We start from the raw sequence: 20,563 nt of genomic DNA, 5'->3' as shown, positions 1-20,563 counted from the left end.
GCAGGTAGGGGTTTTGTTTTGTCCGCAGGAAAATCTGCTTCGCCAGGTTTCTATGCAACTGCTCGGGGCGTGGCTATCATGCGGGCCTCATTGTGAGGCGAGACTTGCATGCTGACGTTGTTAAAGCTTCTTAAAGATGGCCGATTCCATTCGGGGCAGGCACTGGGCGCTGCCTTGGGGGTTAGTCGCAGTGCTGTATGGAAGCAGCTTCAGCAGTTAGAGGCTGAGCTGGGATTATCCATTCACAAGGTTCGAGGGCGTGGTTATCAGCTGGCTGCGCCGCTGACGCTGCTTGATCCGGCGGAGATCGGGCGATTGGCGCCGTCTTGTGGTTGGCCTGTCCTGGTCTTCCATTCAATTGACTCCACAAATGCTGAAGCTCTGCGTGCCATCGAGCGGCATCAGGCTGCGCCTTTTGTCGTGCTTGCTGAGCGGCAGACTGCCGGTCGCGGGCGGCGAGGGCGGAAGTGGGTAAGTCCTTTCGCAGAAAACATCTATTACAGCCTGGTACTGCGTGTCGAAGGTGGAATGCGGCAACTGGAAGGGTTGAGTCTTGTCGTCGGGCTGGCGGTCATGCAGGTCCTGCGCGAGCTTGGTATTCCGGGGGTAGGATTGAAATGGCCCAATGATGTCCTGGTCGGTCAGAAGAAGATTGCCGGAATACTGCTGGAGTTGGTCGGGGATCCTGCCGACGTTTGTCACGTGGTGCTGGGTATCGGTATTAATGTAAATATGCAGATGGCTGATGAGGTCGATCAGCAATGGACGTCCATGCGTCTCGAGTCGGGCAGGGCGTTTGATCGCAATCACCTGGCTGCAGAGCTTGGGGTGATGCTGCAGAAATACTTGGCCCGACATCAGATTGGCGGCTTTTCAGCTGTTCGGGCCGAGTGGGAGCAAAATCATCTGTGGCAGGGGCGTGCAGTGTCGTTGATTGCTGGTGTTAACCAAGTAGATGGCGAAGTGCTGGGTATTGATGGGCAGGGCGCGTTGCGCTTGAAGGTGGATGGTGTGGAAAAGGCCTTCAGTGGTGGTGAGCTGAGTCTGAGGTTGCGTAATGATTCTTGAGCTCGACTGCGGAAACAGTTTTATCAAATGGCGTGTGCTTGATGCGAATGGCCAGCTAGTGGTGGGTGAGGGGGTTGTCGATTCGGACCTCGCACTGCTCGAGGGCTTGAAAGGGCTCGTGGGCCTTGCTCTCAAGTATTGCCGGCTGGTCAGTGTCAGGACGGCAGATGAAACCAATGCATTGATCCTGCTGTTGCAGGAGGTGTTCGAGGTGTCCGTGGTCTGTGCATCTCCGGCGCGTGAGATGTCCGGTGTCCGTAACGGCTATGAGGAGTTCGAGCGGCTAGGGCTGGATCGATGGCTCGCCTTGCTCGGAGGGTTTCATTTGGCAACCGGCGCTTGCCTTGTGCTGGATTTCGGTACAGCAGTCACCGCTGATTTCGTTGCTGCGGATGGGGAACATCTTGGCGGATTCATATGTCCGGGGATGCCGTTGATGCGTAATCAGCTTCGCACCCACACTCGCAAGATTCGTTATGGCGACGTCGCTGCTGAGCGTGCTTTGGAAAAGCTCATTCCGGGCCGTACGACTGTTGAGGCGGTCGAGCGCGGCTGTCTGCTGATGCTTCGGGGCTTTGTGCTGACTCAGCTTGAATTGGCACGTAGCTATTGGGGTAAGGATTTCACGGTGTTTCTGACGGGGGGGGATGCGGCTCAGGTCTCAGAAATCGTACCTGAGGCCAGAGTGGTACCGGATCTGGTGTTTGTCGGCTTGGCTATGGCGTGCCCTTTGTCCTGAGGTCTTTATGCGTTGGTTGTTTCTGCTGCTGCTTGTTCTCAATGTGTTCTATTACATCTGGCATCAACAGGAGGCTCCTCTGCGCGCGAAGGATGTAACACCCTTGAGTTTGTATCGGGGGTCCCAGCAGGACATTCGTCTGCTAAGTGAGGCAACGGACTCGGCAAAAGATAAGGCAAAGGCTGTCCAGGCAGATGCGGGTTGTCTTTATGTGGGTGGCTTTACTCGCCAGGATGTTGCTCAGGGGCTTGAGCGCCGGCTGAGTGGTATGGATGTCAAGTTTCAGGCGCTACCCAAGGGTAACTCCGAATCCGCCGCTTACTGGGTGCGTGTGGCTCCCGAAAGCCGGCGCTGGCTTGATGACTTGCAGCTGCTAAACCTTTCTAGAGAATTCAATGAGTTAAAACATAAAATAATGCCTTGCGAGGGGGTTGCACCCGCCGAATAGTTTGCATAGAATGGCGCCCGCTCCACAGTGAAGACCTAAAACGGTAAACGGTGTGAAGCGAGGTCAACGCAGCTAAGCTCAGGTTTTTAATGAGAAAAATGCTTGACAGAAGGCTGGCATGATGTAGAATGCCGGCTCGCTTAGGAGGGGTTCCCGAGCGGCCAAAGGGATCAGACTGTAAATCTGACGTCTACGACTTCGAAGGTTCGAATCCTTCCCCCTCCACCATTTTTAGCGAGAGCTGTAAGCCTCGCGGGTATAGTTTAGTGGTAGAACCTCAGCCTTCCAAGCTGATGATGCGGGTTCGATTCCCGCTACCCGCTCCAAGTTTACAGGTTTTGCACGGTGTTACGCTCTTGTAGCTCAGTTGGTAGAGCACACCCTTGGTAAGGGTGAGGTCAGCGGTTCAAATCCGCTCAAGAGCTCCATACAAAAGGCAGATATGAAAATATCTGCCTTTGTTTTAGGCGGCTACGGCTGCGCCTCATCGTGGTTTGAGGGCGAATGCTCTCGTAGGTGTTGGTGTTTAGTCGGGTTGTCTAGCAAGTGGTTGTAAAGTCTTTTTCAGGTCTGCATAATGGTCGGCCTGATTTTGTTTTAGGTCAGTAGCTCAATTGGCAGAGCGACGGTCTCCAAAACCGTAGGTTGGGGGTTCGATTCCCTCCTGACCTGCCAGATTCACCAGGTGTGTCTGGCTTTCTTTTCACAGGATCTTCATAGATGACTCCTAAAGCTGAAGCTCAAGGCTCTCGCTTCGATCTGCTCAAGTGGCTAGTAGTAGTTGCTTTGGTGGTTGTTGGCGTTGTTGGCAATCAGTATTACTCTGCTTCGCCGATCCTGTACCGCGTGCTCGCTTTGCTTGTGATTGCTGCTGTAGCTGCCTTTGTAGGCCTGCAGACAGTTAAGGGCAAGTCTTTCTTTGTACTGGTTAAGGAAGCGCGCACCGAAATTCGTAAAGTCGTATGGCCAACTCGCCAAGAAACCACGCAGACCACGTTGATCGTTGTGGCTGTTGTCCTGGTTATGGCGTTGCTGTTGTGGGGGCTTGATTCCCTGCTCGGCTGGCTTGTTTCCTTGATCGTCGGCTAAGGGTGTCCCGTGGCTAAGCGTTGGTATGTTGTGCATGCTTACTCCGGTTACGAGAAGCATGTCATGCGCTCGTTGATTGAGCGCGTAAAGCTGGCTGGCATGGAAGATGGCTTCGGCGAGATTCTGGTTCCCACTGAAGAAGTGGTTGAAATGCGTAATGGCCAGAAGCGCAAGAGCGAGCGCAAATTCTTCCCGGGTTATGTGCTGGTTCAGATGGACATGAACGAGGGTACTTGGCACTTGGTCAAGGATACTCCTCGAGTGATGGGGTTCATCGGTGGAACTGCCGATAAGCCTGCGCCGATCACTGATAAAGAAGCGGAAGCAATTCTGCGTCGCGTCGCCGATGGTAGCGATAAGCCGAAACCGAAGACTCTGTTTGAGCCAGGTGAGACGGTGCGCGTCAATGACGGTCCGTTCGCTGACTTTAACGGTGTTGTCGAAGAAGTTAACTACGAAAAGAGCCGGATCCAAGTGGCTGTGCTCATTTTCGGTCGCTCTACTCCGGTAGAGTTGGAGTTCAGTCAGGTCGAAAAGGTCTAGCTGAGCAAGCATCCCAACCCCGCAGCCATAGGCTGTGGGGTTTTGTCGTCACTGGGATAAACGCGCAAGTAACCGGGGAGCCTTTCGAGGCGTTTGAACCCGTAATTGGAGTGCCTCATGGCCAAGAAGATTACCGCTTACATCAAGCTGCAAGTGAAGGCCGCTCAGGCTAACCCAAGCCCACCTGTTGGTCCTGCTCTGGGTCAGCACGGCGTGAACATCATGGAATTCTGCAAGGCTTTCAACGCCCGTACTCAGGGTCTTGAGCCAGGTCTGCCGACTCCAGTGATCATCACTGTCTACAGCGACCGTAGCTTCACTTTCGAAACCAAATCCACCCCTGCTTCGGTTCTGCTGAAGAAGGCGGCCGGTCTGACCAGCGGTTCCGCTCGTCCGAACACCGTTAAGGTTGGCACCGTGACTCGTGCTCAGCTGGAAGAAATCGCGAAAACCAAAAACGCGGATCTGACTGCAGCTGATATGGAAGCAGCCGTGCGTACTATCGCCGGTTCTGCTCGTAGCATGGGCCTTAACGTGGAGGGTGTGTAATGGCTAAGCTGACCAAGCGTCAAAAGGCTATCGCCGGCAAAATCGAAGCAGGCAAGGCCTACAACTTTGTAGACGCCGCTGCTCTGCTGGCCGAGCTGTCGACTGTCAAGTTCAGCGAGTCGTTCGACGTAGCTGTAAACCTGGGTGTTGACCCGCGTAAATCCGACCAGGTCGTTCGTAGCGCTACCGTGCTGCCACACGGCACTGGCAAGACTGTTCGCGTTGCTGTGTTCACCCAAGGTCCAGCTGCTGAGGCCGCTCTGGCTGCCGGCGCTGACCGTGTAGGTATGGATGACCTGGCTGCCGAAATGAAAGGCGGCGACCTGAACTATGACGTAGTGATTGCATCCCCGGATGCCATGCGCGTTGTAGGTCAACTGGGTCAGATCCTCGGTCCACGTGGCCTGATGCCTAACCCTAAAGTCGGCACCGTAACTCCAGACGTAGCTACCGCGGTTAAAAACGCCAAAGCTGGTCAGGTTCGTTATCGCACCGACAAAAACGGCATCATCCACACCTCCGTTGGCAAGATCGGCTTCGATGCCGTCAAGCTGAAGGAAAACGTTGAAGCCCTGATCGCTGATCTGAAGCGTATCAAGCCAGCTTCCTCGAAAGGCATTTACGTCAAGCGCGTTACCCTGAGCACCACCATGGGCCCAGGTCTGGTCATCGACCAGAGCTCGCTGGACGCGTAAGACAAAGATTGGCGCGATTGTTCGCGCCAGTTGAAAGATTGGGGTCCCTGCCTGGCGGGGGCTATCCAAGACCGTAGGCGACGCAAGTCTTAAACCACAAGCCTACGCAGATGGTGCTCCCGGTTCCTTACCGAATCAGACACCAAAACGACATCCGGTTTCGACCAGATGAAACGGTAACAAGCAGGAGTTAAACCCGTGGCAATTAAACTCGAAGACAAGAAGGCCATCGTCGCTGAAGTCAACGAGGCTGCCAAAGTCGCTCTGTCCGCTGTCGTGGCTGATGCCCGTGGCGTAACAGTAGGCGCGATGACCGGACTCCGTAAAGAGGCTCGTGAAGCTGGCGTTTACGTACGTGTTGTACGTAACACCCTGCTCAAGCGCGCTGTTGCTGACACTGAATTCAGTGTCCTCAACGACGTGTTCACTGGCCCTACCCTGATTGCGTTCTCCAAGGAACATCCAGGCGCTGCTGCCCGGATCTTCAAGGAATTCGCAAAGGGTCAGGACAAGTTCGAGATCAAGGCAGCTGCGTTCGAGGGCAAGTTCCTCGCAGCTAACCAAATCGACGTACTGGCAACTCTGCCGACCCGTGACGAAGCAATTTCTCAGCTGATGAGCGTGATTCAAGGCGCTACCAGCAAATTGGCTCGTACTCTGGCGGCAATTCGCGACCAGAAAGAAGCTGCTGCAGCCTAAGGCTCGTCAACTTCTCGCGTTTTTTGTTTTTTTCGATGGTCGCGTAGGCCGTCCCCAATATCAGGAATTAGATTCATGTCTATCTCTCAGAACGATATCCTTGAAGCAGTTGGCAACATGTCCGTAATGGAAGTTGTTGAGCTGATCAAAGCTTTCGAAGAAAAATTCGGTGTTACCGCTGCTGCTGCATCGGCTGGTCCAGCTGTTGCTGCTGCCGTTGCTGAAGAGCAAACCGAATTCAACGTCATGCTGACCGAAGCTGGCGAGAAGAAAGTTAACGTGATCAAGGCTGTACGTGAACTGACCGGTCTGGGCTTGAAAGAAGCCAAGGCTGTAGTTGACGGCGCACCTGCCATGGTTCTGGAAGCTGTTGCCAAAGACGCAGCTGACAAAGCCAAAGCAGCTCTGGAAGAAGCAGGCGCTAAAGTCGAGCTGAAGTAAGCATCGACTTTGCTCCTCCAGCCCGAGCGTTAAGCGACAGGCTGATGGCTGGTGGCTCTTGCCACCGGCCTTTTTCCGTTATTGGCAGCCGACTGGGTCGGTGCCGATAACGTGCTGTAACCACCCGATGCGGTGGCGCAAACCATGGGGTTTGCACGATTTTCTGGCTGCTCCCGTCGGGAGGGGCCAAACAAGCAGGTGACCAAGCTGGGGAACGCTGATGGCTTACTCATATACTGAGAAAAAACGTATCCGCAAGGACTTTAGCAAGTTGCCGGACGTCATGGATGTGCCGTACCTCCTGGCCATCCAGCTGGATTCGTATCGTGAATTCTTGCAAGCGGGAGCGACTAAAGATCAGTTCCGCGACGTGGGCCTGCATGCGGCCTTCAAATCCGTTTTCCCGATCATCAGCTACTCCGGCAATGCTGCGCTGGAGTACGTCGGATATCGTCTGGGCGAACCGGCATTTGATGTCAAAGAATGCGTATTGCGCGGTGTAACTTACGCCGTACCTTTGCGGGTAAAAGTGCGCCTGATCATTTTCGACAAAGAATCGTCGAACAAAGCGATCAAGGACATCAAAGAGCAAGAAGTCTACATGGGTGAAATCCCCCTGATGACTGAAAACGGTACCTTCGTAATCAACGGTACCGAGCGTGTAATCGTTTCCCAGCTGCACCGTTCCCCGGGCGTGTTCTTCGACCACGACCGTGGCAAGACGCACAGCTCCGGCAAACTGCTGTACTCCGCACGCATCATTCCTTACCGCGGTTCGTGGCTGGACTTCGAGTTCGACCCGAAAGACTGCGTATTCGTGCGTATCGACCGTCGTCGCAAGCTGCCTGCCTCGGTACTGCTGCGCGCGCTGGGCTATACCACTGAAGAAGTGCTGGACGCGTTCTATACCACCAACGTATTCCACGTGAAGGGCGAGACCCTGAGCCTGGAGCTGGTGCCTCAGCGCCTGCGCGGTGAAATCGCTGTCCTCGATATTCAGGATGACAAAGGCAAGGTTATTGTCGAGCAAGGTCGTCGTATCACCGCTCGCCACATCAACCAGCTGGAAAAAGCCGGGATCAAAGAGCTGGATGTGCCTCTGGACTACGTCCTGGGTCGCACAACCGCCAAGGTCATCGTGCATCCGGCAACCGGCGAAATCCTGGCAGAGTGCAACACCGAGCTGAACACCGAGATCCTGGCGAAAATCGCCAAGGCCGGCGTTGTTCGCATCGAAACTCTGTACACCAACGATATCGACTGCGGTCCGTTCGTCTCCGATACCTTGAAGATCGACTCCACCAGCAACCAACTGGAAGCGCTGGTCGAGATCTATCGCATGATGCGTCCTGGCGAGCCGCCAACCAAAGACGCTGCCGAGACCCTGTTCAACAACCTGTTCTTCAGCCCTGAGCGCTATGACCTGTCTGCGGTCGGCCGGATGAAGTTCAACCGTCGTATCGGTCGTACCGAGATCGAAGGTTCGGGCGTGCTGTGCAAGGAAGACATCGTCGCGGTACTGAAGACCCTGGTCGACATCCGTAACGGTAAAGGCATCGTCGATGACATCGACCACCTGGGTAACCGCCGTGTTCGCTGCGTAGGCGAAATGGCCGAGAACCAGTTCCGCGTTGGCCTGGTACGTGTTGAGCGTGCGGTCAAAGAGCGTCTGTCGATGGCTGAAAGCGAAGGCCTGATGCCGCAAGACCTGATCAACGCCAAGCCAGTGGCTGCGGCGGTGAAAGAGTTCTTCGGTTCCAGCCAGCTGTCCCAGTTCATGGACCAGAACAACCCGCTGTCCGAGATTACCCACAAGCGTCGTGTTTCTGCACTCGGCCCAGGCGGTTTGACTCGTGAGCGCGCGGGCTTTGAAGTTCGTGACGTACACCCGACTCACTACGGTCGCGTATGCCCGATTGAAACGCCGGAAGGCCCGAACATCGGTCTGATCAACTCCCTGGCCGCCTATGCGCGCACCAACCAGTACGGTTTCCTCGAGAGCCCGTACCGCGTGGTGAAAGACGCTCTGGTCACCGATGAGATCGTGTTCCTGTCCGCCATCGAAGAAGCCGATCACGTGATCGCTCAGGCTTCGGCCACGATGAACGACAAGAAAGTCCTGATCGACGAGTTGGTAGCTGTTCGTCACTTGAACGAATTCACCGTCAAGGCGCCGGAAGACGTCACCTTGATGGACGTTTCGCCGAAGCAGGTAGTTTCGGTTGCAGCGTCGCTGATCCCGTTCCTCGAGCACGACGACGCCAACCGTGCGTTGATGGGTTCGAACATGCAGCGTCAAGCTGTACCGACCCTGCGTGCTGACAAGCCGCTGGTAGGTACCGGCATGGAGCGTAACGTAGCCCGTGACTCCGGCGTTTGCGTCGTGGCTCGCCGTGGCGGCGTGATCGACTCCGTCGACGCCAGCCGTATCGTGGTTCGTGTTGCCGATGACGAAGTTGAAACTGGTGAAGCCGGTGTCGACATCTACAACCTGACCAAATACACACGCTCCAACCAGAACACCTGCATTAACCAGCGTCCGCTGGTGCGTAAGGGTGATCGGGTCCAGCGTAGCGACATCATGGCCGACGGCCCGTCCACCGACATGGGTGAGCTGGCTCTGGGTCAAAACATGCGCATCGCGTTCATGGCATGGAACGGCTTCAACTTCGAAGACTCCATCTGCCTGTCCGAGCGTGTGGTTCAGGAAGACCGCTTCACCACGATCCACATCCAGGAACTGACCTGTGTGGCGCGTGACACCAAGCTTGGGCCAGAGGAAATCACTGCCGACATCCCGAACGTGGGTGAAGCGGCACTGAACAAGCTGGACGAAGCCGGTATCGTTTACGTAGGTGCTGAAGTTGGCGCAGGCGACATCCTGGTTGGTAAGGTCACTCCGAAAGGCGAGACCCAGCTGACTCCGGAAGAAAAACTGCTGCGTGCGATCTTCGGTGAAAAAGCCAGCGACGTTAAAGACACCTCCCTGCGCGTACCTACCGGTACCAAAGGTACTGTCATTGACGTACAGGTCTTCACCCGCGACGGCGTTGAGCGTGACGCTCGTGCCCTGTCGATCGAGAAGTCCCAGCTGGACGAGATCCGTAAGGACCTGAACGAAGAGTTCCGCATCGTTGAAGGCGCTACTTTCGAACGTCTGCGTTCCGCCCTGGTCGGCCACAAAGCCGAAGGCGGCGCCGGTCTGAAGAAAGGCCAGGACATCACCGACGAAGTGCTCGATGGTCTTGAGCACGGCCAGTGGTTCAAACTGCGCATGGCTGAAGATGCTCTGAACGAGCAGCTCGAGAAGGCTCAGGCCTACATCGTTGATCGTCGCCGTCTGCTGGACGACAAGTTCGAAGACAAGAAGCGCAAACTGCAGCAGGGCGATGACCTGGCTCCAGGTGTGCTGAAAATCGTCAAGGTTTACCTGGCTATCCGTCGTCGCATCCAGCCGGGTGACAAGATGGCCGGTCGTCACGGTAACAAGGGTGTGGTCTCCGTGATCATGCCGGTTGAAGACATGCCGCACGATGCCAATGGCACCCCGGTCGACGTGGTCCTCAACCCGTTGGGCGTACCTTCGCGTATGAACGTTGGTCAGATCCTTGAAACCCACCTGGGCCTCGCGGCCAAAGGTCTGGGCGAGAAGATCAACCGTATGGTTGAAGAGCAGCGCAAAGTTGCCGAGCTGCGTAAATTCCTGCACGAGATCTATAACGAGATCGGCGGTCGTCAGGAAAGCCTCGATGACTTCTCGGACCAGGAAATCCTGGATCTGGCTCAAAACCTGCGTGGCGGCGTTCCAATGGCCACTCCAGTGTTCGACGGCGCCAAGGAAAGCGAAATCAAGGCCATGCTGAAACTGGCTGACCTGCCAGAAAGCGGCCAGATGCAGCTGACTGACGGCCGTACCGGCAACAAGTTCGAGCGCCCGGTTACCGTTGGCTACATGTACATGCTGAAGCTGAACCACTTGGTAGACGACAAGATGCACGCTCGTTCTACCGGTTCGTACAGCCTGGTTACCCAGCAACCGCTGGGTGGTAAGGCGCAGTTCGGTGGTCAGCGTTTCGGGGAGATGGAGGTCTGGGCACTGGAAGCATACGGTGCTGCTTACACTCTGCAAGAAATGCTCACAGTGAAGTCGGACGATGTGAACGGCCGGACCAAGATGTACAAAAACATCGTGGACGGCGATCACCGTATGGAGCCGGGCATGCCCGAGTCCTTCAACGTGTTGATCAAGGAAATTCGTTCCCTCGGCATCGATATCGATCTGGAAACCGAATAACACGTGACGCGAATCGAGAGCGGGGCAGGATTGCCCGCTCTCTGCTCCGCCAGGAGGAAAGGCCTTGAAAGACCTACTGAATTTGCTGAAAAACCAGGGTCAAGTCGAAGAGTTCGACGCCATCCGTATCGGATTGGCATCGCCTGAGATGATCCGTTCGTGGTCGTTCGGTGAAGTTAAAAAGCCGGAAACCATCAACTACCGTACGTTCAAACCTGAACGTGACGGCCTGTTCTGCGCCAAGATCTTTGGCCCGGTAAAGGATTACGAGTGCCTGTGCGGTAAGTACAAGCGCTTGAAGCACCGTGGTGTAATCTGCGAGAAGTGCGGCGTTGAAGTCGCGCTGGCAAAAGTTCGTCGTGAGCGTATGGCGCACATCGAACTGGCCTCGCCAGTTGCTCACATCTGGTTCCTGAAATCCCTGCCGTCCCGTATCGGCTTGCTGATGGACATGACCCTGCGTGATATCGAACGCGTTCTCTACTTCGAGAGCTACGTCGTTATTGATCCAGGCATGACCACCCTTGAAAAAGGTCAGCTGCTGAATGATGAGCAGTACTTCGAAGCGCTGGAAGAGTTCGGCGACGATTTCGATGCCCGCATGGGTGCCGAAGCCGTCCGCGAACTGCTGCACGCTATCGACCTGGAGCACGAGATTGGCCGTCTGCGTGAAGAAATTCCGCAAACTAACTCCGAAACCAAGATCAAGAAGCTGTCCAAGCGTCTGAAGTTGATGGAAGCCTTCCAGGGTTCCGGCAACCTCCCAGAGTGGATGGTGCTGACCGTTCTGCCGGTTCTGCCACCAGATCTGCGTCCACTGGTCCCATTGGATGGCGGTCGTTTCGCGACTTCCGACCTCAACGACCTGTATCGTCGAGTGATCAACCGTAACAACCGTTTGAAGCGCCTGCTGGATCTGTCCGCTCCGGACATCATCGTGCGCAACGAAAAGCGTATGTTGCAGGAAGCCGTCGACGCACTGCTCGACAACGGTCGTCGTGGCCGCGCTATCACTGGTTCGAACAAGCGTCCTCTGAAATCCCTGGCTGACATGATCAAGGGTAAGCAGGGTCGTTTCCGTCAAAACTTGCTCGGTAAGCGTGTTGACTACTCCGGTCGTTCGGTAATTACCGTAGGTCCGACCCTGCGTCTGCACCAGTGCGGTCTGCCGAAGAAAATGGCTCTCGAGCTGTTCAAGCCGTTCATTTTCGGCAAGCTGGAAATGCGTGGTCTCGCGACCACCATTAAAGCTGCCAAGAAGATGGTCGAGCGCGAGCTGCCGGAAGTTTGGGACGTTCTCGCTGAAGTGATCCGCGAACACCCGGTTCTCCTCAACCGTGCACCGACCCTTCACCGTCTGGGTATCCAGGCGTTTGAACCGGTACTGATCGAAGGTAAGGCTATTCAGCTGCACCCGCTGGTCTGCGCCGCGTACAACGCCGACTTCGACGGCGACCAAATGGCCGTGCACGTACCGCTGACACTGGAAGCCCAGCTCGAAGCGCGTGCGTTGATGATGTCGACCAACAACATTCTGTCGCCAGCCAACGGTGAGCCAATCATCGTTCCGTCGCAGGACGTTGTATTGGGTCTGTACTACATGACTCGTGAAGCGATCAACGCCAAGGGCGAAGGTCGTGTGTTCGCGGATCTGCAGGAAGTTGACCGTGTGTTCCGTGCCGGCGAAGCCGCACTGCACGCCAAGGTTAAAGTGCGGATCAACGAAACCGTCAACGACCGTGATGGCGGCAGCGTGACCAACACTCGTATCGTCGACACTACTGTCGGCCGTGCGCTGCTGTTCCAGGTTGTGCCGAAAGGTCTGTCGTACGACGTCGTCAACCTGCCAATGAAGAAAAAGGCGATCTCCAAGCTCATCAACCAGTGCTACCGCGTGGTTGGTCTGAAAGAGACCGTGATCTTCGCTGACCAGTTGATGTATACCGGTTTTGCTTACTCGACCATTTCCGGCGTTTCCATCGGCGTTAACGACTTCGTTATCCCGGATGAAAAAGCCCGCATCATCGGTACTGCTACCGACGAAGTGAAAGAGATTGAAAGTCAGTACGCCTCCGGCCTGGTAACCCAGGGCGAGAAGTACAACAAAGTGATCGACCTTTGGTCCAAGGCGAACGACGAAGTTTCCAAGGCGATGATGGCCAACCTCTCGAAAGAGAAAGTCATCGACCGTCATGGCGTCGAAGTCGACCAGGAATCCTTCAACTCGATGTACATGATGGCCGACTCGGGCGCACGGGGTTCTGCTGCGCAGATCCGTCAGCTCGCCGGTATGCGTGGCCTGATGGCCAAGCCGGACGGCTCCATCATCGAAACGCCGATTACTGCGAACTTCCGTGAAGGTTTGAGCGTACTTCAGTACTTCATCTCCACTCACGGTGCTCGTAAAGGTCTGGCGGATACCGCGTTGAAAACCGCTAACTCCGGTTACCTGACTCGTCGTCTGGTAGACGTGGCACAAGATCTGGTTGTAACCGAGATCGATTGCGGCACCGAGCACGGCCTGCTGATGACTCCGCACATTGAAGGCGGCGACGTTGTAGAGCCGCTGGGTGAGCGCGTATTGGGTCGTGTTATCGCCCGTGACGTATTCAAGCCAGGTACCGAGGACGTTATCGTTCCTGCTGGCACCCTGGTAGACGAGAAGTGGGTCGAGTTCATCGAGCTGAACAGCATCGACGAAGTGATCGTGCGTTCGCCGATCAGCTGCGAAACCCGCTACGGCATTTGCGCCAAGTGCTACGGCCGCGATCTGGCTCGTGGTCACCAGGTGAACATCGGTGAAGCGGTCGGCGTTATCGCTGCCCAGTCCATCGGTGAGCCGGGTACCCAGCTGACGATGCGTACGTTCCACATCGGTGGTGCGGCAAGCCGGACCTCCGCAGCCGACAGCGTTCAGGTGAAGAATGGCGGTACCGTCCGTCTGCATAACCTGAAGCACGTTGAGCGAGTGGATGGTCACCTGGTTGCTGTGTCCCGTTCCGGTGAGCTGGCCATCGCTGATGACTTCGGTCGTGAGCGTGAGCGTTACAAGCTGCCGTACGGTGCTGTGATTTCGGTTAAAGAAGGTGACAAGGTCGACGCTGGCGCAATCGTGGCCAAGTGGGATCCGCACACTCACCCGATCGTTACCGAAATGAAAGGTACCGTGACCTACGTGGGCATGGAAGAAGGCATTACGATCAAGCGTCAGACTGACGAATTGACCGGTATGACCAACATTGAAGTACTCGACGCCAAAGACCGTCCGGCTGCCGGTAAGGACATCCGTCCTGCTGTGAAGATGGTCGACGACAACGGCAAGGATCTGTTGCTGCCAGGCACTGACGTTATCGCTCAGTACTTCCTGCCAGCCAACGCCCTGGTCGGTGTAGCGGACGGTGCGAAAATTGCGATCGGTGATGTTATCGCTCGTATTCCGCAAGAAACTTCGAAGACCCGTGACATCACCGGTGGTCTGCCGCGTGTTGCCGACTTGTTCGAAGCCCGTCGTCCGAAAGAAGCCTCGATTCTGGCTGAAGTCAGCGGCACCATCGCGTTCGGTAAAGAGACCAAGGGCAAGCGCCGTCTGGTTATCACCCCGAACGACGGTAGCGATCCGTACGAGGAGCTGATTCCGAAGTGGCGTCACCTGAACGTGTTCGAAGGCGAACAGGTAAACCGCGGCGAAGTTATCTCCGACGGTCCGAGCGATCCACACGACATCCTGCGTCTGCTGGGTGTGAGTGCGCTGGCCAAGTACATCGTTAACGAGATCCAGGACGTTTATCGTCTGCAAGGCGTGAAGATCAACGACAAGCACATCGAGACCATTCTGCGTCAGATGCTGCGTAAAGTTGAAATCGCTGAGTCCGGCGATTCCAGTTTCATCAAGGGCGACCAGATGGAATTGACTCACGTTCTGGTAGAGAACGAGCGTTTGAGCGGCGAGGACAAATTTGTCTCCAAGTTCACTCGCGTTCTGCTGGGTATCACCAAGGCGTCGTTGTCCACCGAATCGTTCATCTCGGCGGCTTCCTTCCAGGAAACCACCCGTGTACTGACCGAAGCGGCGGTAACCGGCAAGCGCGACTACCTGCGCGGCCTGAAAGAAAACGTGGTCGTGGGTCGTCTGATCCCGGCTGGTACCGGTCTGGCTTATCACAGCGAGCGTAAACGCCGCCGTGATGCAGACAAACCGTTGCGCGTAAGCGCCAGTGAAGTGGAAGCTGCACTGACCGAAGCGCTGAACTCGAGCGGTAACTGAGTTCTGCGGTAAATGAGCGTAAGGCCCTGGTCGCTCCGTTCATCGAATCGAGACAAATTGTCGAGGTTGGATGAGCGGGGAGGGCGGGGCCTTGCCTTGACTGGGGACAAGATCCTCTTTAGACTCTTGTACCCCTAAATTTGGCGGGAATTCGTTCCTGTCATTTTGCTTTTCTTGCAAGACAATAGCGTCGCAAGACAACAGTGGAGCTAGTAGATGGCAACTATCAACCAGCTGGTACGTCAGCCGCGTAAGCGTATCGTCGAGAAATCCGACGTACCTGCGCTGCAGAACTGCCCGCAACGTCGTGGCGTGTGCACCCGTGTGTACACCACCACGCCGAAAAAACCTAACTCGGCACTGCGTAAAGTATGCCGTGTGCGCCTGACCAACGGTTTCGAGGTTTCCTCGTACATCGGTGGTGAAGGTCACAACCTGCAAGAGCACAGCGTGGTACTGATCCGCGGCGGTCGTGTAAAAGACTTGCCAGGTGTTCGTTACCACACCGTTCGCGGTTCTTTGGATACTTCCGGCGTTAAAGGTCGTAACCAGGGTCGTTCGAAGTACGGTACCAAGCGTCCGAAGTAATGGTCGCTTGCTGCAAAAAACTGATTTCTATTTTTCTGAGTCGATAAGAGTAAGGTCGGAGGCGTCCCGTAGAGGGCACCAATTCCGAGCGAACCTGAAGACCGTTTGAGGGCTTATCCATGCCAAGAAGACGCGTAGCAGCCAAGCGCGAAGTGCTTGACGATCCAAAATACGGAAGCCAGATCCTGGCCAAGTTCATGAACCACGTAATGGAAAGCGGCAAGAAAGCCGTTGCCGAGCGTATCGTTTATGGCGCGCTGGAAAAGGTTAAAGAACGCAAGAACAGCGACCCCCTGGAAATCTTCGAGAAAGCTCTCGACGCCATCGCTCCGCTGGTCGAAGTAAAGTCGCGCCGTGTAGGCGGTGCTACTTACCAGGTTCCGGTTGAAGTTCGTCCGTCCCGTCGTAACGCTCTGGCAATGCGCTGGTTGGTAGACTTCGCCCGTAAGCGCGGCGAGAAGTCTATGGCTCTGCGTTTGGCTGGCGAACTGTTGGACGCTGCCGAAGGTAAAGGTGCTGCAGTTAAGAAGCGTGAAGACGTGCACCGTATGGCTGAAGCTAACAAAGCTTTCTCGCACTACCGCTTCTAATTTTAGCGTCACTAATTTTGCGAGGGCTTTATGGCTCGTACTACACCGATTAATCGCTACCGTAACATTGGTATCGTTGCTCACGTGGATGCTGGTAAAACCACCACCACCGAGCGCGTCCTTTTTTACACCGGCAAAAGTCACAAGATGGGCGAGGTGCATGACGGCGCCGCGACCACAGACTGGATGGTGCAGGAGCAGGAGCGTGGTATTACCATTACTTCTGCTGCTATTACCGCCTTCTGGCAGGGTTCTGCGAAGCAGCACAAAGACCAATACCGCTTCAACGTCATTGACACCCCGGGCCACGTTGACTTCACCATTGAAGTTGAGCGTTCCCTGCGTGTACTCGACGGCGCGGTCGTTGTGTTCTGTGGTACTTCGGGCGTTGAGCCTCAGTCCGAAACCGTATGGCGTCAAGCCAACAAGTACGGCGTTCCACGTATCGTTTACGTGAACAAAATGGACCGTGCCGGTGCGAACTTCCTGCGCGTGATCGCTCAGATCAAGCAGCGTCTGGGTCACACTCCGGTGCCGATCCAGTTGGCTATCGGTTCCGAAGACAACTTCCAGGGTCAGATCGATCTGATGACCATGGAAGCGGTTTACTGGAACGATGCTGACAAGGGCATGACTCCGCGTCGCGAAGCTATCCCTGCTGAACTGCAGGAATTGGCTGAAGAGTGGCGCAGCAACATGGTTGAGGCTGCGGCCGAAGCCAGTGAAGAGCTGATGAACAAGTACCTCGAAGGCGAAGAGCTTTCCATCGAGGAAATCAAGGCCGCTCTGCGTCAGCGTACCATCGCTGGTGAGATCGTTCTGGCTGTTTGCGGTTCTTCCTTCAAGAACAAGGGTGTTCCCCTGGTTCTCGACGCCGTTATCGACTACCTGCCGGCTCCTACCGACATTCCTGCCATCAAGGGTACTGACCCGGATGACGAGGAAAAGCAAATGGAGCGTCATGCAGACGACAACGAGCCGTTCTCGGCTCTGGCGTTCAAGATCGCTACCGACCCATTCGTGGGTACCTTGACCTTCGTCCGTGTTTACTCGGGCGTGTTGGCCTCCGGCGACGGCGTGATCAACTCGGTTAAAGGCAAGAAAGAGCGCGTGGGTCGTATGGTGCAAATGCACGCAAACGCCCGTGAAGAAATCAAGGAAGTGCGCGCTGGCGACATCGCGGCCTTGATCGGCATGAAGGACGTCACCACTGGCGAAACTTTGTGCAACGCTGACAAGCCAATCATCCTGGTTCGCATGGACTTCCCGGAGCCGGTTATTTCGGTTGCCGTAGAGCCTAAGACCAAGGATGACCAGGAAAAAATGGGTATCGCACTGGGCAAACTTGCTCAGGAAGACCCGTCTTTCCGCGTCAAGACTGATGAAGAGACTGGTCAAACGATCATCTCCGGCATGGGCGAGTTGCACCTGGACATCCTGGTTGACCGGATGCGCCGTGAGTTCAACGTCGAAGCCAACATCGGTAAGCCTCAGGTTTCCTATCGTGAGCGCATCACGAAGAGCTGCGAAATCGAAGGCAAGTTCGTTCGTCAGTCCGGTGGTCGTGGCCAGTTCGGTCATTGCTGGATCCGTTTTGCACCTGCTGACGAAGGTCAGGAAGGTCTGCAATTCCTGAACGAAGTAGTGGGTGGTGTGGTTCCTAAGGAATACATCCCGGCTATCCAGAAGGGTATCGAAGAGCAGATGAAGAACGGCGTTGTTGCCGGCTATCCGCTGATCGGCCTGAAGGCTACCGTGTTTGATGGTTCTTACCACGACGTCGACTCGAACGAGATGGCGTTTAAGGTGGCTGCTTCCATGGCGACCAAGCAACTGGCCCAGAAGGGCGGTGGTGAGTTGCTCGAGCCGATCATGGCGGTAGAGGTTGTTACGCCTGAAGACTATATGGGTGACGTGATGGGCGACCTTAACCGTCGTCGCGGCATGATTCTGGGTATGGAAGATACGGTTTCCGGTAAGGTTATCCGTGCTGAAGTTCCGTTGGGCGAGATGTTCGGTTATGCGACCGACGTTCGTTCGATGTCCCAGGGTCGCGCAAGCTACTCTATGGAATTCAAAAAATACAATACGGCTCCGTCGCACATCGTCGAAACCGTTACCAAAAAACAAGGCTGATTCAGTCCTTTAGGCAAGGAGTTAATTGTCGTGGCTAAAGAAAAATTTGATCGTTCCCTACCGCACGTCAACGTTGGCACCATCGGTCACGTTGACCACGGTAAAACCACTCTGACCGCTGCTCTGACTCGCGTCTGCTCCGAAGTTTTCGGTTCGGCCGTAGTTGAATTCGACAAGATCGACAGCGCGCCAGAAGAAAAAGCTCGTGGTATCACCATCAATACCGCGCACGTCGAGTACAACTCGAACATTCGTCACTACGCTCACGTTGACTGCCCAGGTCACGCTGACTACGTGAAGAACATGATCACCGGTGCTGCCCAGATGGACGGCGCGATCCTGGTTTGCTCGGCCGCTGATGGTCCGATGCCACAAACCCGTGAGCACATCCTGCTGTCCCGTCAGGTAGGCGTTCCGTACATCGTGGTTTTCCTGAACAAGGCTGACCTGGTAGACGACGCTGAGCTGCTGGAACTGGTTGAGATGGAAGTTCGCGACCTGCTGTCCACCTACGACTTCCCAGGCGACGACACCCCGATCATCATCGGTTCGGCTCGTATGGCTCTGGAAGGCAAAGACGATAACGAAATGGGCACCAGCGCTGTTCGCAAGCTGGTTGAAACTCTGGATACCTACATCCCAGAGCCAGAGCGTGCTATCGACAAGCCATTCCTGATGCCAATCGAAGACGTATTCTCGATCTCGGGTCGTGGTACTGTTGTGACTGGTCGTATCGAGCGCGGTATCGTTCGCGTTCAAGATGCACTGGAAATCGTTGGTCTGCGTGACACCACCACCACCACCTGCACCGGTGTTGAGATGTTCCGCAAGCTGCTCGACGAAGGTCGTGCTGGCGAGAACTGCGGCGTTCTGCTGCGTGGTACCAAGCGTGACGACGTTGAGCGTGGTCAGGTTCTGGTTAAGCCAGGTTCGGTTAAGCCGCACACCAAGTTCACCGCAGAAGTTTACGTTCTGAGCAAGGAAGAAGGCGGCCGTCACACTCCGTTCTTCAAAGGCTACCGTCCACAGTTCTACTTCCGTACTACTGACGTGACCGGTAACTGCGAGCTGCCAGAAGGCGTTGAAATGGTAATGCCAGGTGACAACATTCAGATGACTGTTACCCTGATCAAAACCATCGCAATGGAAGACGGTCTGCGCTTCGCTATCCGTGAAGGCGGCCGTACCGTTGGTGCTGGCGTTGTAGCTAAAATCATCGAGTAAGCTTCTCTTTTGAGATAGCGTCGATGCTTTGAAAAAGCCCCCGCTCAGCGGGGGCTTTTTTATTGGGTTGACACCTATCTGGGGCGTCTATAGAATTGCGCCTCCTTTTAACGGGCGTATTGCGCCCGGTGGGAATAGCAGCCGGAGTCTGAAATCCAATGCAAAATCAGCAAATCCGTATCAGGTTGAAGGCTTTCGACCATCGCCTGATCGACCAATCAACCCAGGAAATCGTGGAAACCGCGAAACGTACTGGTGCTCAAGTGCGTGGTCCAATTCCACTGCCTACCCGTAAAGAGCGGTTCACCGTTCTGGTCTCCCCGCACGTCAACAAAGACGCGCGTGACCAGTACGAGATCCGTACTCATAAGCGCGTTCTGGACATCGTCCAGCCAACGGATAAAACCGTTGATGCACTTATGAAGCTTGATCTTGCGGCCGGTGTGGAAGTGCAGATCAGCCTCGGCTAAGACTCGGTCTTAGTCGTGTAACGCTCTGAAATGGGCGGCCATAGCGGGTGAAAGCCCCGTACACTCATGAGGTTTACAACATGACTATTGGTGTAGTCGGTCGTAAATGCGGTATGACCCGTATTTTCACCGAAGAAGGTGTCTCCATTCCGGTCACGGTCATTGAGATCGAGCCGAATCGCGTCACCCAGTTCAAAACTGAAGAGACCGATGGCTATCGTGCAGTGCAAGTCACTGTCGGCGAGCGTCGTGCTTCGCGTGTAACAGCAGCTCAGGCTGGCCACTTCGCCAAGGCGAACGTTGCCGCTGGTCGTACCGTAATGGAATTCCGCCTTGAAGAAGGCGAGTACCAGGCCGGCGATCTGATCAACGCTGAAATCTTCGCCGCTGGTCAACTGGTTGATGTAACCGGTCAGTCCAAGGGTAAAGGCTTCCAGGGTACGATCAAGCGTTGGAACTTCCGCGGGCAAGATAACACCCACGGTAACTCCGTATCCCACCGCGTTCCAGGCTCTATCGGCCAGTGCCAGACTCCTGGTCGTGTATTCAAGGGCAAAAAAATGTCCGGTCATATGGGCGCTGAGCGCGTGACCGTGCAGTCCCTCGAAGTAGTGCGCGTGGACGCTGAACGCAATCTGTTGTTGGTCAAGGGCGCTGTTCCTGGCGCTACTGGCGGCAACTTGGTTGTACGTCCAGCAGCCAAGGCTCGCGGTTAAGGGGAAGCTG

17 protein-coding genes and 4 tRNA genes are annotated in these 20,563 nt (G+C 55.5%); all 21 read left to right on the top strand.

The window, feature by feature from the left end; translation table 11 throughout:
- The first annotated feature begins 108 nt into the window (after positions 1 to 108).
- The 21 genes from birA (at position 109) to rplC (ending at position 20,553) form a co-directional block, all read left to right on the top strand.
- Positions 109 to 1,068 (top strand): bifunctional biotin--[acetyl-CoA-carboxylase] ligase/biotin operon repressor BirA, encoded by a 960-nt coding sequence (gene birA / locus GPL81_RS16490; RefSeq protein WP_160107601.1) that lies wholly within the window; start codon positions 109 to 111, stop codon positions 1,066 to 1,068.
- Positions 1,058 to 1,807, top strand: a complete 750-nt coding sequence (locus GPL81_RS16485) for a pantothenate kinase (RefSeq protein WP_160107600.1) — start codon at positions 1,058 to 1,060, stop codon at positions 1,805 to 1,807. Before birA ends, GPL81_RS16485 begins: the two co-directional genes overlap by 11 nt.
- Positions 1,808 to 1,814: 7 nt before the next feature.
- Positions 1,815 to 2,255: a hypothetical protein gene (locus GPL81_RS16480; RefSeq protein WP_160107599.1), complete on the top strand. Its 441-nt coding sequence runs from the start codon at positions 1,815 to 1,817 to the stop codon at positions 2,253 to 2,255.
- Positions 2,256 to 2,398: 143 nt separating this feature from the next.
- Positions 2,399 to 2,483, top strand: a tRNA-Tyr gene (locus GPL81_RS16475).
- Between the two features lie 24 nt (positions 2,484 to 2,507).
- Positions 2,508 to 2,581: transfer RNA gene (locus GPL81_RS16470), tRNA-Gly, on the top strand.
- A gap of 26 nt (positions 2,582 to 2,607) precedes the next feature.
- Positions 2,608 to 2,683, top strand: a tRNA-Thr gene (locus GPL81_RS16465).
- A 171-nt stretch (positions 2,684 to 2,854) separates the two neighbouring features.
- Positions 2,855 to 2,930 (top strand) — tRNA-Trp (locus tag GPL81_RS16460).
- Positions 2,931 to 2,975: 45 nt separating this feature from the next.
- The gene (gene secE / locus GPL81_RS16455; RefSeq protein ID WP_007896620.1) at positions 2,976 to 3,344 is read left to right on the top strand and encodes a preprotein translocase subunit SecE; all 369 of its coding nucleotides are present in this window, start codon (positions 2,976 to 2,978) and stop codon (positions 3,342 to 3,344) included.
- Positions 3,345 to 3,353: 9 nt separating this feature from the next.
- Positions 3,354 to 3,887, top strand: a complete 534-nt coding sequence (gene nusG, locus GPL81_RS16450; RefSeq protein ID WP_007957598.1) for a transcription termination/antitermination protein NusG — start codon at positions 3,354 to 3,356, stop codon at positions 3,885 to 3,887.
- A gap of 117 nt (positions 3,888 to 4,004) precedes the next feature.
- Positions 4,005 to 4,436, top strand: a complete 432-nt coding sequence (gene rplK / locus GPL81_RS16445) for a 50S ribosomal protein L11 (RefSeq protein ID WP_007933726.1) — start codon at positions 4,005 to 4,007, stop codon at positions 4,434 to 4,436.
- The gene (rplA, locus tag GPL81_RS16440) at positions 4,436 to 5,131 is read left to right on the top strand and encodes a 50S ribosomal protein L1 (protein WP_003186095.1); all 696 of its coding nucleotides are present in this window, start codon (positions 4,436 to 4,438) and stop codon (positions 5,129 to 5,131) included. Before rplK ends, rplA begins: the two co-directional genes overlap by 1 nt.
- 198 nt (positions 5,132 to 5,329) lie before the next feature.
- Complete coding sequence (gene rplJ, locus GPL81_RS16435; protein WP_007970413.1) at positions 5,330 to 5,830, top strand: 50S ribosomal protein L10; 501 nt, start codon at positions 5,330 to 5,332, stop codon at positions 5,828 to 5,830.
- A 75-nt stretch (positions 5,831 to 5,905) separates the two neighbouring features.
- Complete coding sequence (rplL, locus tag GPL81_RS16430) at positions 5,906 to 6,271, top strand: 50S ribosomal protein L7/L12 (protein ID WP_007970414.1); 366 nt, start codon at positions 5,906 to 5,908, stop codon at positions 6,269 to 6,271.
- Positions 6,272 to 6,491: 220 nt separating this feature from the next.
- Complete coding sequence (rpoB, locus tag GPL81_RS16425) at positions 6,492 to 10,565, top strand: DNA-directed RNA polymerase subunit beta (protein ID WP_008018199.1); 4,074 nt, start codon at positions 6,492 to 6,494, stop codon at positions 10,563 to 10,565.
- Positions 10,566 to 10,629: 64 nt separating this feature from the next.
- Positions 10,630 to 14,829: a DNA-directed RNA polymerase subunit beta' gene (gene rpoC / locus GPL81_RS16420; RefSeq protein WP_096514757.1), complete on the top strand. Its 4,200-nt coding sequence runs from the start codon at positions 10,630 to 10,632 to the stop codon at positions 14,827 to 14,829.
- A 216-nt stretch (positions 14,830 to 15,045) separates the two neighbouring features.
- Positions 15,046 to 15,417: a 30S ribosomal protein S12 gene (gene rpsL, locus GPL81_RS16415; RefSeq protein ID WP_003186084.1), complete on the top strand. Its 372-nt coding sequence runs from the start codon at positions 15,046 to 15,048 to the stop codon at positions 15,415 to 15,417.
- Between the two features lie 119 nt (positions 15,418 to 15,536).
- Positions 15,537 to 16,007, top strand: coding sequence for a 30S ribosomal protein S7 (gene rpsG, locus GPL81_RS16410; RefSeq protein WP_002555493.1), 471 nt, complete (start codon positions 15,537 to 15,539; stop codon positions 16,005 to 16,007).
- Positions 16,008 to 16,037: 30 nt separating this feature from the next.
- Positions 16,038 to 18,143 carry an elongation factor G gene (gene fusA / locus GPL81_RS16405; RefSeq protein WP_046815908.1) on the top strand — a complete coding sequence of 702 codons (2,106 nt, stop codon included), beginning with the start codon at positions 16,038 to 16,040 and terminating at the stop codon, positions 18,141 to 18,143.
- 30 nt (positions 18,144 to 18,173) lie between these two features.
- Positions 18,174 to 19,367 (top strand): elongation factor Tu, encoded by a 1,194-nt coding sequence (gene tuf / locus GPL81_RS16400; RefSeq protein ID WP_008018195.1) that lies wholly within the window; start codon positions 18,174 to 18,176, stop codon positions 19,365 to 19,367.
- Positions 19,368 to 19,525: 158 nt separating this feature from the next.
- A complete protein-coding gene (gene rpsJ / locus GPL81_RS16395) occupies positions 19,526 to 19,837 on the top strand; it encodes a 30S ribosomal protein S10 (protein WP_003186070.1) in 312 nt (103 codons plus the stop codon).
- Between the two features lie 80 nt (positions 19,838 to 19,917).
- Positions 19,918 to 20,553: a 50S ribosomal protein L3 gene (gene rplC / locus GPL81_RS16390; protein WP_003186059.1), complete on the top strand. Its 636-nt coding sequence runs from the start codon at positions 19,918 to 19,920 to the stop codon at positions 20,551 to 20,553.
- Positions 20,554 to 20,563 lie beyond the last annotated feature (10 nt).

It is taken from the genome of Pseudomonas izuensis (assembly GCF_009861505.1).
GTDB lineage: Bacteria > Pseudomonadota > Gammaproteobacteria > Pseudomonadales > Pseudomonadaceae > Aquipseudomonas > Aquipseudomonas izuensis.
This window is presented reverse-complemented; position numbering and strand designations above follow the sequence as displayed.